Origin of the sequence: Paenibacillus sp. SYP-B3998, assembly GCF_010820665.1 — a bacterium.
Taxonomy (GTDB): domain Bacteria; phylum Bacillota; class Bacilli; order Paenibacillales; family NBRC-103111; genus Paenibacillus_E.
On record NZ_JAAIKC010000006.1, the window covers coordinates 180707 to 194021 of the forward strand.

The 13315-nt window shown below is 45.7% G+C and carries 13 protein-coding genes; 4 read left to right on the forward strand and 9 right to left on the reverse strand.

From position 1 onward, the window contains the following. The first annotated feature begins 100 nt into the window (after nucleotides 1-100). Nucleotides 101-1237, forward strand: a complete 1137-nt coding sequence (gene ytvI / locus GK047_RS17295; RefSeq protein WP_163949316.1) for a sporulation integral membrane protein YtvI — start codon at nucleotides 101-103, stop codon at nucleotides 1235-1237. A gap of 38 nt (nucleotides 1238-1275) precedes the next feature. Here the strand turns inward: ytvI and GK047_RS17300 are convergent, their stop codons facing one another. From GK047_RS17300 to GK047_RS17335, 8 genes are all read right to left on the reverse strand, one after another. Then, nucleotides 1276-1671, reverse strand: a complete 396-nt coding sequence (locus GK047_RS17300) for an FxsA family protein (RefSeq protein ID WP_163949319.1) — start codon at nucleotides 1669-1671, stop codon at nucleotides 1276-1278. A gap of 26 nt (nucleotides 1672-1697) precedes the next feature. Beyond that, a complete protein-coding gene (locus tag GK047_RS17305) occupies nucleotides 1698-2177 on the reverse strand; it encodes an acyl-CoA thioesterase (protein ID WP_163949322.1) in 480 nt (159 codons plus the stop codon). A gap of 103 nt (nucleotides 2178-2280) precedes the next feature. Further along, nucleotides 2281-4035: a pyruvate kinase gene (gene pyk / locus GK047_RS17310; RefSeq protein WP_163949325.1), complete on the reverse strand. Its 1755-nt coding sequence runs from the start codon at nucleotides 4033-4035 to the stop codon at nucleotides 2281-2283. Continuing rightward, nucleotides 4028-5002, reverse strand: coding sequence for an acetyl-CoA carboxylase carboxyl transferase subunit alpha (gene accA / locus GK047_RS17315; RefSeq protein WP_163949329.1), 975 nt, complete (start codon nucleotides 5000-5002; stop codon nucleotides 4028-4030). The genes pyk and accA overlap by 8 nt, the downstream gene beginning before the upstream one ends. Further along, nucleotides 4992-5858: an acetyl-CoA carboxylase, carboxyltransferase subunit beta gene (accD, locus tag GK047_RS17320; protein WP_163949332.1), complete on the reverse strand. Its 867-nt coding sequence runs from the start codon at nucleotides 5856-5858 to the stop codon at nucleotides 4992-4994. Before accD ends, accA begins: the two co-directional genes overlap by 11 nt. 66 nt (nucleotides 5859-5924) lie before the next feature. After that, complete coding sequence (locus GK047_RS17325) at nucleotides 5925-6113, reverse strand: glutamate decarboxylase (protein WP_163949334.1); 189 nt, start codon at nucleotides 6111-6113, stop codon at nucleotides 5925-5927. 175 nt (nucleotides 6114-6288) lie between these two features. After that, nucleotides 6289-6789, reverse strand: a complete 501-nt coding sequence (locus GK047_RS17330; protein WP_163949337.1) for a phosphatidylglycerophosphatase A family protein — start codon at nucleotides 6787-6789, stop codon at nucleotides 6289-6291. A 62-nt stretch (nucleotides 6790-6851) separates the two neighbouring features. Further along, nucleotides 6852-10478 (reverse strand): DNA polymerase III subunit alpha, encoded by a 3627-nt coding sequence (locus tag GK047_RS17335; protein WP_163949340.1) that lies wholly within the window; start codon nucleotides 10476-10478, stop codon nucleotides 6852-6854. A gap of 122 nt (nucleotides 10479-10600) precedes the next feature. Between GK047_RS17335 and GK047_RS17340 the strand changes: the two genes are divergently transcribed. The 3 genes from GK047_RS17340 (at nucleotide 10601) to GK047_RS17350 (ending at nucleotide 11829) form a co-directional block, all read left to right on the forward strand. Beyond that, a complete protein-coding gene (locus GK047_RS17340) occupies nucleotides 10601-10933 on the forward strand; it encodes a YtrH family sporulation protein (protein ID WP_163949342.1) in 333 nt (110 codons plus the stop codon). Further along, entirely contained in the window at nucleotides 10930-11421 is a 492-nt protein-coding gene (locus GK047_RS17345) for a sporulation membrane protein YtrI (protein ID WP_163949345.1), read from the forward strand. The genes GK047_RS17340 and GK047_RS17345 overlap by 4 nt, the downstream gene beginning before the upstream one ends. A 114-nt stretch (nucleotides 11422-11535) precedes the next feature. Continuing rightward, nucleotides 11536-11829, forward strand: coding sequence for a YtpI family protein (locus GK047_RS17350; RefSeq protein WP_163949347.1), 294 nt, complete (start codon nucleotides 11536-11538; stop codon nucleotides 11827-11829). Here GK047_RS17350 and GK047_RS17355 read toward each other — a convergent pair. Then, complete coding sequence (locus GK047_RS17355) at nucleotides 11826-13139, reverse strand: DRTGG domain-containing protein (protein WP_163949662.1); 1314 nt, start codon at nucleotides 13137-13139, stop codon at nucleotides 11826-11828. The genes GK047_RS17350 and GK047_RS17355 overlap by 4 nt on opposite strands. Between the last annotated feature and the right edge of the window lie 176 nt (nucleotides 13140-13315).

Sequence of the window (13315 nt, forward strand, 5' to 3'; positions counted from 1 at the left end):
CCCACATTTGATATATTAAGATTTTGTAAAGAAATGAATTTCCGCATAATTTTAATAACATGATACAATAGAAATATTAGAAGCAAGGAGAGAAAATACCATGAATATCCTGAATCCGCGCTTAGTTCATCAAATTTTCAGGGGCATTTGGGTAGCCATCATCGTCTTCATTATCGCGCTTGGTTTTTACTATGTTACCCCATTGATTTATCCATTTATTTTGGGTTGGATCATCGCCTTTATGCTTCAACCGCTTGTTAATTTTTTTCAGTTCAAATTAAAGCTGCCGCGCTGGCTCGCTGTAACGATCTCCATGCTCTTGTTTCTAAGCGCCATGATTACCGCCATTATCATACTAGTAGCCAACATCATTGTAGAACTGGGCTCACTTGCCGATACGTTACAAAATCAGATTAACCGCTGGGTCGAGCAGTTCAATGTCTTCATTAACTCAACCTCATTCCAAGACTGGATAGAACGCATCAATCATTTTTTTGAAAATAACCCCAAATATCAAGAAACCGTCAATAATAACTTATCTTCAACCGCAGGCTCTATTGCAGACATCAGTAAATACATCATCGGGTATACTTTCGACACTTTGAAAAATGTTCTAGCCTCTCTGCCTAACATTGCAACCTTAACGATTATTGTTCTGCTCGCTACTTTTTTTATTAGTAAAGATTGGTATGCACTTATCTCTCGTTACAAAGGCATCTTCTCAGAGACAATTGTAAAAACAACAAAACTCATTCGAAATGATTTGCAAAAAGCACTTTTCGGTTATATTAGGGCACAGCTTATTCTTGTCTCTTTAACAGCCCTTGTTGTCATCATTGGTTTGCTAGTACTACGTGTGGACTATGCGATTACGATCGGGCTATTGACGGGATTAGCCGACTTAATGCCTTATATGGGTACTGGCGCGATTATGGTACCTTGGATTGCTTATGTATTTTTTGCCCAAGGGGATATGTATCTAGGTATTGGTCTCAGTGTCTTATACGGTGTTATTATGGTTGCCAGACAAATTATGGAACCTAAAGTGTTAGCCTTCTCCGTGGGGCTGGATCCTTTGGCCACACTAATCGCCATGTTTGTTGGATTGAAATTGTTCGGACTCGTTGGACTGATTATTGGACCTGTATCACTGGTTACTATCTCAGCCTTCTACCGAGCCCGTATCTTCCACGACATGGCCTCCTATATACAAAAAGGCTCAACTCCCCCCAAGTAAGTGGTGGGGGAGTGAGCCTTTTTCTGCACAAAGATAAGTTATCTGCGAAAAAAGAAATTGATCCGCCCTTTTCCTATTTGCTTTTGGATAAGAGCCAACAGCAGCACTTTAAATATCGGTCGGGTATAAGGAAATACAAGCAAAAAACCGAAAATATCAGTGATGAACCCCGGTGTTATTAGCAAGATACCTCCTAAGAAGATACAAATCCCATCCAACAATGATTGCGCTGGCAATTGTCCTTGCGACGATTCATATCTTGCATATTCCCATACCTTACGCCCTTCGCGTTTAGCAAAGTAAGCGCCTAAGAAGCCACTTAATAGGATTAGCGCAAATGTCGTCCAGCCTCCTATGAAATGCCCTAGTGTAATCATGAGAGTAATCTCTATGGCAGGCACAAGAATAAAAATAGCTAGAAGCACACGAAACATAATCTTAGCTCCTTTCTGTCAAAGCATTAAGATTCTTGCTTGAGCAGCTGCCATAATTGCGGCGCTTCCTTATCTATACGAGCTGGCTTCCAAGAAGGATTCACCCAAACATGACGAGTCGTCCCGGTCACCAATAACTCACCTTTCGGCTCCAGATCCGTTTCCTTTTGAAAGCTGGCTGATGAAGTCACTAAGTGGTCCTCAGTTACTCTTCGAACCTCATAAGTAAAGTCAATGCGTACACTGCTAGCATTCGTTACGCGCGTATAGACGCAAATCAAGTCATCATAGCGTGCGGGCCTCCTGAACTTAGCCTCAGCTTCAACTACTGGCAGTAGAAGCCCATTTTCTTCTATGCTCCGATAAGAGAACCCCAGCTCGCGAATAAACTCGGTTCGCCCAATTTCAAACCATGTTAAATAATTGGCATGATAGACGACCCCCATCTGATCTGTTTCTTCAAAACGAACGCGAAGCTGGTGCTGAAACCAGGATTGCTTACTCATGTGGATTCCCTCCTCATTAACTCGCTATGGGCGCCTTTATACCTGTGTACAAAAAAGAGTGAAGCTGAGAACTGTCTCGCTTCACTCTTGCTGTTATTATCACTTACAGAACTTGTGCTTGTCCGGAATAGATTACGCCTACCTCTGGATAAATAGACACTTCTGTTCCGTCTTGAATTAACTCGACAGCGCGTTCCACACCTACGATGACTGGAATGCCAAGACTTAACGCAACCACAGCCGCGTGGGAAGTAATTCCGCCCACTTCTGTGATTAACGCGGAAGCTTTTTGAACAGCAGGCATATACTCCTTGTCTGTAGAAACGGTAACAAGTACGGCCCCATCAACCATTTTGGCATTCGCTTCTTCCGGCGTACGCGCCGTTACAACTTTACCTGTAGCCGTTTGGGTACCGATTCCCGTACCTTTTGCGATCATTTCACCAACATGATGAACTTTAATCAGGTTTGTTGTTCCTGAGCGACCAACAGGCACACCAGCTGTAATGACAACAATATCACCCAAACTTACAAGACCGGATTTGATGCTGCTATCAACCGCTAAATTGAACAGCTCGTCCGTTGTTTTGGCTTCAGTGCCTTTCACCGGAATGACACCCCATACAAGGGACAGACGGCGAATGACTTGATCATTAGGCGTAACAGCAATGATTGGCGCTTTAGGGCGGTATTTGGAAACCATACGAGCCGTATAACCGCTTTCTGTTGCCGTCAAAATTGCTTTCGCTCCTAGCTCAAGTGCAGAGTTGGCAACAGCCTGAGAAATCGCTTCAGTAACTGTTACTTGCTGCGCCTGGGCTTGGCGAAGGAAAATTTCTTTGTATTCTAGAGCTGCTTCCGCACGCTCTGCAATGCGAGCCATCGTTTGTACAGATTCAACTGGATATTTACCAGCAGCTGTTTCACCAGACAACATAACCGCATCCGTTCCGTCGAACACAGCATTCGCTACGTCACTTGCTTCTGCGCGTGTAGGACGTGGGTTACGCTGCATGGAATCCAACATCATCGTTGCTGTAATAACGGGTTTACCCACAATATTACATTTTTTGATCATTTGTTTTTGAACAACAGGTACATCTTCCGCCGGAATTTCCACACCAAGATCTCCACGAGCAACCATCAGACCATCGGATACTTCCAAAATTTCGTCCAAGTTATCGACGCCTTCTTGGTTCTCAATTTTACTGATAATTTGGATGTGATTCGCATTGTGTCTTTCGAGCAGTTCACGAATTTCCATTACATCACTTGCTTTACGAACGAAAGAAGCTGCGATGAAGTCTACGCCTTGCTCGATACCGAACACGATATCGTTCGCATCTTTCTCAGTGATCCCTGGAAGGCTGATTTTCACGCCTGGGACGTTCACGCCTTTTTTGCTTTTGATTGTTCCGCCATTAACAATACGGCATTCAATTTCCGTGCCGCGAATGTCAACAACCGTCAAACCAATCAAACCGTCATCGATGAGAATGGTAGAACCAACCTCTACGTCGCGCGGCAGGTTCTCATAAGTAACGGAGATACGTTCAGCATCGCCAAGAATCTCTTCTGTGGTAAGAATGATGTGCTTGTCTTGAACAAGCTCAATCGGCTCTTCTTTTAATTTACCCGTACGAATTTCCGGGCCCTTAGTGTCTAACAAAATCGCTGCTGTTTTGCCTGTTTCTTGGCATGCAGCGCGAAGATTGCGGATACGTGCACCGTGCTCCTCAAAATCTCCGTGGGAGAAGTTAAGACGGGCTACGTTCATTCCCGCTTCAAGAAGCTTTTTTAAATTCTCTTGTGATTCGCTTGCAGGTCCAATGGTACAGACAATTTTCGTTTTACGCATGGTTTCCCTCCTGAATGAATGTGAACCTACCGATGTCTCTAAATTTACGGTATCGGTCCTCGTGTAGCTCCTGTTCTGTTAAACCAAGCAATGGCTGAAGCTGTTCCCAAATGGCTGTTTTGATGAATTCAGCTTGTGCTGCTGGATCCCGATGTGCTCCGCCTTTCGGCTCTGGGATAATACCGTCAATCACACCAAGTTCCAGGATATGATCCGCAGTAATTTTCATCGCTTCTGCCGCGTGTAACGCTTTGGAAGCATCTTTATATAAGATGGAAGCCGCACCTTCGGGACTAATAACCGAATAGATAGCATTTTCCAACATTAACACCTTGTTTCCTAAGCCTAGCGCAAGCGCGCCTCCGCTCCCGCCTTCCCCAAGAACAATACAAATGATTGGCACACGGAAAGAGGCCATTTCCAGCAAGTTTCTGGCAATCGCTTCGCCTTGTCCACGCTCTTCGGCAGCATTACCCGGGAAAGCGCCTTTCGTATCAATAAACGTGATAATCGGGCGCTTAAATTTGTTTGCTTGACGCATTAAGCGAAGCGCTTTACGAAATCCCTCGGGATGGGGCAAGCCGAAATTACGAGCAATATTGTCTTTGGTGTCCTTACCTTTTTGGTGACCGACAACCGTTACGGGGACCCCGTTAAATTTAGCTAATCCGCCAACAATCGCAAGATCATCTCCATAGAGCCTGTCCCCATGAAACTCGATAAAATCGGTAAAGATCGCTTCAATATAATCAAAAGTCGTAGGTCTTTGCGGATGACGAGCTAACTGCATCTTTTCCGCAGATGACATATTCTTGTATAACTCGTCTTCAAGCTGAACGTATCTTTCTTCTAAACGACGTATTTCCTCTGAAAAATCGATATGCTTCTCTGCACCAAATTTACGCAGCTCCGCAATCTTGCTTTTCAGCTCTGCCAGCGGCTGTTCAAACAGCATCTCACCCGCCATAAGTCGCATCCCCCTTCACTCCGTGCATGTCGAGCAGCTTGATTAGCGTAGGCCTCATATCTTTGCGGCTCACGACTTTATCGAGCTGACCATGCTCCAAATTGAATTCAGACGTCTGGAAATTGTCTGGGAGCTTCTGCTTGATCGTCTGTTCAATGACGCGGCGTCCTGTGAAGCCAAAGGGTGCCGCAGGCTCAGCGATAATAATATCTCCGAGCATAGCAAAGCTAGCTGAAACACCGCCGAAGGTCGGATCGGTAATGACCGAAATAAATAATCCGCCTTCCTCGTTCAGCTTGGACAATGCAGCGCTTGTCTTTGCCATTTGCATTAAGCTCAAGATGCTTTCTTGCATACGCGCTCCACCCGAAGTGGAATAAATAATGATCGGATATTTCTTTTGAATCGCTGCTTCCACAGCTCTAGTGATTCTCTCACCAACAACAGATCCTAGCGAACCCCCCATAAAGTCAAAGCTCATCGCTGCTACAACAACCGGATAACCGCCAATAGTCCCTTCACCGGTTACAATGGCGTCCAGCAGCTTCGTGGAACCTTTGGCTTTGTCCAATTTCTCAATATAATCAGGAAATTGCAAAGGGTCCTCTGAAATCATGTCGTTGTCGTATTCGAAAATCCGTCCTTCATCAAGTGTCAGCTGAATGCGTTCCATCGCGTTTAATCGATAATGATAGCCACAAGCCGTGCAAACTTTCAGGTTTTTCTCGAGTTCTTTGCTTGTCTGAATCGTACCGCACTTGGGACATTTATTCATTAGGCCCTCGGGAATATCCCTCTTTGTTTTCTCAGAAGGAATGGTTGCATATTTTCGTTTTTGAAATAGATCCTTGAGCACTTTTCCACCTCTACTTGGCTTTTATCGTGAAAATCTGACAAGCCTCGTTACTTACTTCTACATTCGTTATCTATGTAAAATAGAATTTAGCACTTCCTGCACTTCTTCCAATTCCCCTTCGGGGACAACAATTTCAAACTGGTTTTTGGACAGGCTGATACCACGAACCTGCACGAGAAATCCTTCCTCCGTCAGCTTCTGTTTAATACGCTCAGCAATTTTCGCGGTAGGAGCAATGTAAATCACCGTCCACATGAAAAAAAACCTCCTATGAAGTGCAACTACCTGTATAAGTCCATGTTAGCAATGATGACTGGATGAACACCCTCTATAGGCATAGGCACACACAATGGAATAATGATATCATAATTTCTCTTTTTACCGCAACAGAGCAGTTTGGTTAAAAAAAGTGAAGTCTGAACTAAAAAAGCTAGTCCAGACGAATTTTCACGCTATAATCGGGGGCACGCTCATTCTGATGCGCAATTCTCGCTGATGCCGCAGCCGCAAGACCACAAACCAAATCATCAAGAAAAACATGTACAGCAGATCGATCGTCATTCAAATCTCGAATAATGCCAATCTTTTCTTTATCCAAATACCCGAAACTCGTAAGTCCTATCATCCCGTAGACGTGAACAATGCCAAGCGCCAGCGTTTCATCAACACCGAATAATGGTTCATCTACTTCAAGAATCGACTGTAAAGGCTCAGGAAGCAGCTTCTTCTCAGCCAGTTCGTCAAGGGCAATACCTGCGTATAAGGTATACTGTACTTCGCGCTTCGCTAACACCGCTAACACGCTTTCTACACATTCATCTTCGGTAAGTTGATCATTATAGGGCTTTTGTAGCTTGAATACAATCTCCGCTATTTGCTCTACCGTAACACCGCGTTTTTTCAGCAGCTGAATCATGTGCTCTTCTGTCATAGCATCCTCCTCATACCTTCGGAATGAACTAGGTTCCTATGTATATGCAGAGGTTAGGAGCATTATTTCACTTTGGCTGAATCTTTGCCCATGATCGTCTCGATCATACGAATCAGCTCAGGTGAGGGATCCACCTGATATTGATCGCTGAGGGCCAAAAGCCGACCGCCGTTCTCATAGAACAGCGCAACGGAGAGCGGCCCCTTGTGCAGCTTTAGCAGCGTCTTCAGCTGAAGCAGCTTCGCCGGCTGCTCGCAGTCGGCCGAGATCTTGACGAACACCCGTTGAGCCTTCGGCTCCCCAGCGGTGCTCGTGCTGCCACTCCCCGCAGCCTGCGGCTGGGCAGCGTTCGTCCGCACAGGCTGCTCAGCCGCGTGAGGGTCTTGGCGACCTGCCCCTGGCGGGGTCGTCTTGGCAGGGGCGCTGCGCGCACCGACCGTGCCTGTGGCCCCTGTACGAGCTGGGGCCCGGCGAAGCCGTTGGACGGCCTCAGGGTCGTCCAACGCCACCATTTGCTCCGCAAGAAGCTTAGGCGGGTCCTCGTCCTGAAGCTGCAGCTTTGCACGCACAAGGACAAGGCGCCCTTTTTGCACAAGCGGAGCCGCGTTCTTCCAGGTCTCCGGAAACAAGACCACCTCGACCTTATCAATGCGATCTTCAAGCTCCATGAAAGCCATGGGCTGCCCCTTCTTCGTGACAATAGTCTTGTTGGAAAGGATCGAACCCGCAACGATCACTTCACTGTTATCCGGCAGCTCATGCAGTTCGTGCAATTTGTCCGCTTCAAGCTCCGTAAGAAGCTCTGCATAAGCATCAAGTGGATGGCCAGATATATACATTCCTAGCAGCTCCTTTTCATACTCAAGCTGCTTGTTCTGCGGCATTGGCGGAATGTTCGGCACCTCCACCTCCCAATTCGGCTCTTCTACGAAACCAAAAAGGTGCAGCTGCAGATCATCTCGCTCCTTGCGCCACTTCGTGGCAGAAGCAATCGTTTCATCCAGGATAGCGATCAGTTGTGCGCGATGTCCGCCGAGTGAATCAAAAGCCCCACCTTGAATAAGCGATTCGATAACCCGTTTGTTACACACGCGCAGATCGACTCGTCGGCAGAAATCAAGCAAGCTCTCGAATGGCGATTGTTTGCGTTCACTGAGAATTGCATCGATCGCATGAGTACCCACATTTTTAATTGCTGCAAGACCGAAGCGAATTGCCCCTTGACGATCAGGCGTAAACACAGTACCGCTACCGTTGACATCTGGAGGCAGCACAGCCAGCTTCATACGTCGACATTCGTCCACATATTCAGCAACCTTGCGGTGATTCCCCATCACTGCAGTTAACATCGAGGCCATGAAATAGATCGGATAATGCGCTTTTAAATATGCGGTTTGGAACGCAAGCACCCCATAAGCCGTTGCATGAGCCCGTGGAAAACCATAGTCAGCGAAACGGACAATCATATCGTAGACGTGATTCGCCTCTTCGGCGCTAAAACCTTCTCGCAAGCTGCCCGCTACGAAATGCGTGCGCTCTTCGTCGAGCACTTCGCGCTTTTTCTTCGAGACTGCTCGTCTTAACAAATCCGCTTCTCCTAAGCTAAAACCAGCCATGGCGGAGGCAATTTGCATGATTTGTTCTTGATATACGATAATTCCATACGTATCACGAAGAATCGATTCCAAGGACGCATGCGGATAGATAACCTCCACCTGCCCATGCTTACCGGCGATATATTTAGGAATAAATTCCATTGGACCGGGACGATAAAGCGCCACGACCGAAATAATATCTTCAAATACAGACGGCTTCAAATCTTTTAGCACTCTGCGCACGCCATTACCTTCTAATTGAAAAACGCCTGTTGTCTCGCCTTTAGTGAGAAGGTCAAAGGTAACCAAATCCTGATCCATGTTCAGCTTATCGAAATTAACGCTGATACCTTCCATTTCTTCAATCCAATGCAGCGTCCGTTCAATAATGGAAAGGGTTCTTAACCCAAGAAAGTCCATTTTCAGAAGACCAATGGCTTCCAAGTGCTCCATGGTGTACTGCGTAAGTGCCGTTTGCGAAGTACCTTCTTGCAAAGGCACATACTCAGTTAACGGTTCTCTAGAAATAACAACTCCTGCCGCATGAGTTGAAGCATGCCGTGGCATCCCTTCTACGCGCATGGCCATTTCCAGCAGCTCTGCCGTCCTCGGTTGTTTAACCGTGAGCGCCTTAAGCTCAGAGCTGATCTGCAACGCTTCGGCGAGCGTCATTCCGAGCTGATTAGGAATCATCTTGGCTGCGCGGTCAACATCTCCGTAAGGGACGTTCAGCACGCGTCCGACATCTCTGACCGCTGCTTTCGCAGCCATCGTTCCGAACGTAATGATTTGTGCAACGTGTTCTTGACCATATTTGGCAACCACGTAGTCAATGACTTCATCCCGACGTTCATCGCTGAAGTCGATATCGATATCCGGCATCGTAATCCGTTCAGGGTTGAGAAACCGTTCAAATATCAGCTTGTATTGCAATGGATCGACATTCGTAATTCGCAGCACATAGGCTACAAGACTGCCGGCTGATGATCCCCGTCCTGGACCTGTCATAATCTTCTTTTCATGAGCAAATCGAATAAAATCCCAAACAATTAAGAAGTAATCTGAGAAACCCATGTTCTCAATAACACCAAGTTCGTAGGCCAAACGTTCTTCCGCTTGCGTTCTAAGTGGTGAATCTGTTGAATGCCAATCCTGTTTCGTTCCGTAACGCTGCTCTAAGCCTCGCAGACATAACTCTTTTAAGTAAGCTCCTGCCGTTAAACCTTCTGGAATTGGACGAAACTTGGGTAAAATCGATTTCCCAAACTCCAGTTCGAGTTCACAACGTTCAGCTACAACTGCTGTATTCGTAAGGGCTTCAGGAACATGAACGAATAATCGCCTCATCTCCTCTTCGCTTTTCAAATACATTTGGCTTGTCCCCATACGGAGTCTCTCTTTGTCTTCTACCGTTTTGCCCGTACCTATGCAGATCAAAATATCTTGCATGACATGATCTTTTTCTGTCACATAGTGAACATCATTGGTAGCAATAAGCGGAATACCCGTATCTTTGCTAAGCTCGATCATCGAAATCATTACTTTTTTCTGTTCGATCATGCCATGATCTTGAATTTCTAGAAAGAAATCGTCTCCGAAGATGCCCCGATAACGCTCTGCGGCCTTCCGAGCCTCATCCTTCCGATCATGCAACAAATGCTGGGAAACCTCACTGCCTAAACAAGAACTTAGACAAATAAGTCCCTCGGCGTGCTTCGCTAAATGCTCCAGATCAATTCGGGGCTTATAATGAAAGCCCTGAAGATGTCCAATCGAGCATAATTTCATAAGGTTTTGGTAGCCTTTGTGATTCTTCGCAAGCAAGATCAAGTGATAAATCGGTTGTTCCTGCCTCGAACCCTTTTCACGTATAGAACCAGCAGTAAAATAAACTTCGCAGCCGATAATCGGCTTAATGCCTCGCTGCTTGCAAGCTTTATAGAAGGCGATGGCGCCATACATGACGCCATGATCCGTTAAAGCAAGAGATGTCATGCCGAGAGCAGCCGCTTGCGAAACTAGTTCTTCCATACGCGCAGCACCATCTAATAAGCTGTATTCACTATGCACATGCAGATGTACAAACGCACTCATCGGCATTTCCTCCTGTCTCGTATTTTTTGATTTATTTTATCATAATGCAGCCCAGCATTCCCATAGAATTGAAAGTAGAGAGTTTGTCCTGCGAACTTATCTGGAAGGGAAGCGATATCGACATGTACACTTTTTGGGCCAATATTATCGTTTATTTTTGCATTGCGTTCGGGGTCGTATTTGGAGGCAGTATGCTAAGTGGAATCGCTGCCGTACTAACCCTTCAGTCCCCAACAGAGAAGATGCTAACCATTGCAGAAAATATTAAAATATGGGCCATTGTTGCTGCTGTTGGAGGGACAATTGATCCCATTCGTTATATTGAAAGCCATGTAGCTGTAGGCCATTTAAATCCAGCGATTAAACAGATCGTGTTGATCGTGGTCGCCTTTGTCGGCGCCCAGATGGGCACCTCGCTTATTCAAATGATTTGCAAAGGAGGAACTCAACCTTGAGAATCCCTCCTTTTGCCCGTTACAAGCGTATTCTTACGAGTGCCGGGCTTATGGCTTCGGGAGCTATTATAGGCAGCGCAATCTATATGAGCATTCATCAACACTCTTACAATCAGCTCTACGTGCAGATGCACAAGTATTTAGAGGAAAACTCGGATCTTCGAGCTGATCTTGAAGCTTTGAACAAAACCCGCAACAAGCAAGCTTTAATCAATGTAGTAAATGTATATTTACTGCCCAAAAATCAAAATGATCTCATAAGCGAAGATATTCAAAAGGAAATTGAAGGGGATGTCAAAAATGAGCTCAAGCTTGTCATTGGGCAAAAAGCCGCTTACGTAAGAGACGCCAGACTCCTCTATGAGCGGCTCATTACGCAAAGAACGTACACGCTGCATGACAAAATATACACAATTGAAGTCAAATCCATTGTACTCATTCAAGCGGAACTGACGATTTGGATTACAGCCGAGCAAAAACGTACGTAACCTTCTGAACATGAAGCTTGGCTCAAGGAATTTTTTGTTTACTTGCAGATTGCAATCCAACGCCAAAGTCGCTAAAGTAAACAATAAACCTACGTAAAAGGAAGGTTCTTACTCATGCTTTGGATACAAATCATTTTATTTTCGTTTATTTGCATCATGCTCGCGTTATCTGTGTATTTCAGTTTTCGCTCTCGCCGAGAGAAAGAAGCTGCCAAACGCGGATTGTATTCAGCCCGCATGAATATTTGTATGGGCGTCATGCTGGTTCTAATAGCGGTGACCCAATTGTTTTTCTTCAGTGAATCCAGCTTCCGTCGTATCTTTGGTACGATCTGCGTGCTGCTCGGTTTGTTCAATCTGTTTGCGGGCATTCGAAATCATGGGCATTTCGACCGTATGCAGCGCTAGATCACTTGTGCAGTCAGCATCGCTTTGGAGACTAAAGCCCCTAGATGATAAATCTCCACATCAATCTTCCCAAACTTACGGCTTACCTCAATGATGGTGGGCCGTATTTCTATTTTTGAATCAATTTGCAAAGGTTTTAAGAAATAGGTAGACATGTTGTCCATGACAAGATCGCCTTTCTTATGCTCCTGCACGATACGATAAGCCGCCTGGGTCATCAGTGTAGTAAGGACGCCTTCTGAGACCGTGCCCAAATGATTCGTCATTTGCGGAGTGATGACACCGTGAAACTGAAGCGAACCCTTCTCGTCCCTCACTTCTTCAAGGCCAGACCAAATCAGATCCTCGAATGTTTCACCGTTCTGCGGTTGTTTCTGAATGTATTGCATAGCTTTGAGCACATCGCTACGGTTGAGAACGCCTAATATTTTACGGTTCGTATCGACGACAGGCAGCAGCTCAATCCCTTCCCACACCATCATGTGGGCCGCAGAGGCAACAGATGTTTGGGGTGTAACGGTCAGTGGACTACGCGTCATCAGCTTGTCTACCGTTTGCATAGAGTGGGCGCCCACCATATCTTTGGAAGTAACAACGCCAATAATTCGGTTCCACTCGTCCACAACAGGAAAGCGGCTGTGCCCCGTCTCCTCAGACAAACGCTGCCAATCTTTCAACGTGCTGTTCGCTTTGAGTACAAATAAAGATGCGCCCGAGGCAAGAATGTCTTCGACAAGCATAATTTTTTTCTTAATTAATCGATCGTAAATCGCTCTGTTGATCATAGAAGCAATGGTAAACGTATCATAGCTGCTCGAAATAATAGGAAGCTCAAGTTGATCGGCCAGTAACTTTACCTCTGAACTCGTATCAAAGCCACCTGTAATGAGAACGCCCGCTCCCTGTTCCAACGCGCAGATATGGGCTCCGTTCCGATTGCCTACGATGAGAAGACTGCCCGCCTCGATATAGCGCATCATAGCATCTTGTTCCATCGCACCAATGACAAATTTAGATAGTGTCTTATGAAGTCCCTTCGAACCTCCCAAGACTTGACCATCCACCATGTTAACGACCTCTGCAAAAGTTAACTTGTCAATATTTTGCCGTAGTTTCTTCTCTACGCGTACGGTACCAATCCGCTCTTTGGTGCTAACCAATCCCTGGTTTTCCGCTTCTTTGATAGCACGGTAGGCGGTACCCTCACTAACTTCCATGTTTTTTGCTATTTTACGAACGGAAATGCGACTGCCCAATTTGAGGCTCTCAATATGCCGTATAATTTGCTCGTGCTTCGTTAAGGCATCCATGGCCTGTCTATCCAACTGTTACACCCCACTCACTTCATCCTGTACTAATCTGTACTATAAGTATAATCGTTCTGTGGAGTAAGAACAATGTGGCTTAATCATGAAAACCCACTATTGTTGGATTTAACTTTCTTTCACAAACAAACATATGTTCTCTTTTTTTATTCTAACACATA

Excerpts from the sequence above, each read along its gene's own strand:
- ytvI (WP_163949316.1), top strand. The coding sequence starts at position 101 with ATGAATATCCTGAATCCGCGCTTAGTTCATCAAATTTTCAGGGGCATT.
- GK047_RS17300 (WP_163949319.1), bottom strand. The coding sequence starts at position 1,671 with ATGTTTCGTGTGCTTCTAGCTATTTTTATTCTTGTGCCTGCCATAGAG.
- GK047_RS17305 (WP_163949322.1), bottom strand. The coding sequence starts at position 2,177 with ATGAGTAAGCAATCCTGGTTTCAGCACCAGCTTCGCGTTCGTTTTGAA.
- pyk (WP_163949325.1), bottom strand. The coding sequence starts at position 4,035 with ATGCGTAAAACGAAAATTGTCTGTACCATTGGACCTGCAAGCGAATCA.
- accA (WP_163949329.1), bottom strand. The coding sequence starts at position 5,002 with ATGGCGGGTGAGATGCTGTTTGAACAGCCGCTGGCAGAGCTGAAAAGC.
- GK047_RS17325 (WP_163949334.1), bottom strand. The coding sequence starts at position 6,113 with ATGTGGACGGTGATTTACATTGCTCCTACCGCGAAAATTGCTGAGCGT.
- GK047_RS17330 (WP_163949337.1), bottom strand. The coding sequence starts at position 6,789 with ATGACAGAAGAGCACATGATTCAGCTGCTGAAAAAACGCGGTGTTACG.
- GK047_RS17335 (WP_163949340.1), bottom strand. The coding sequence starts at position 10,478 with ATGAGTGCGTTTGTACATCTGCATGTGCATAGTGAATACAGCTTATTA.
- GK047_RS17340 (WP_163949342.1), top strand. The coding sequence starts at position 10,601 with ATGTACACTTTTTGGGCCAATATTATCGTTTATTTTTGCATTGCGTTC.
- GK047_RS17350 (WP_163949347.1), top strand. The coding sequence starts at position 11,536 with ATGCTTTGGATACAAATCATTTTATTTTCGTTTATTTGCATCATGCTC.
- GK047_RS17355 (WP_163949662.1), bottom strand. The coding sequence starts at position 13,139 with ATGGATGCCTTAACGAAGCACGAGCAAATTATACGGCATATTGAGAGC.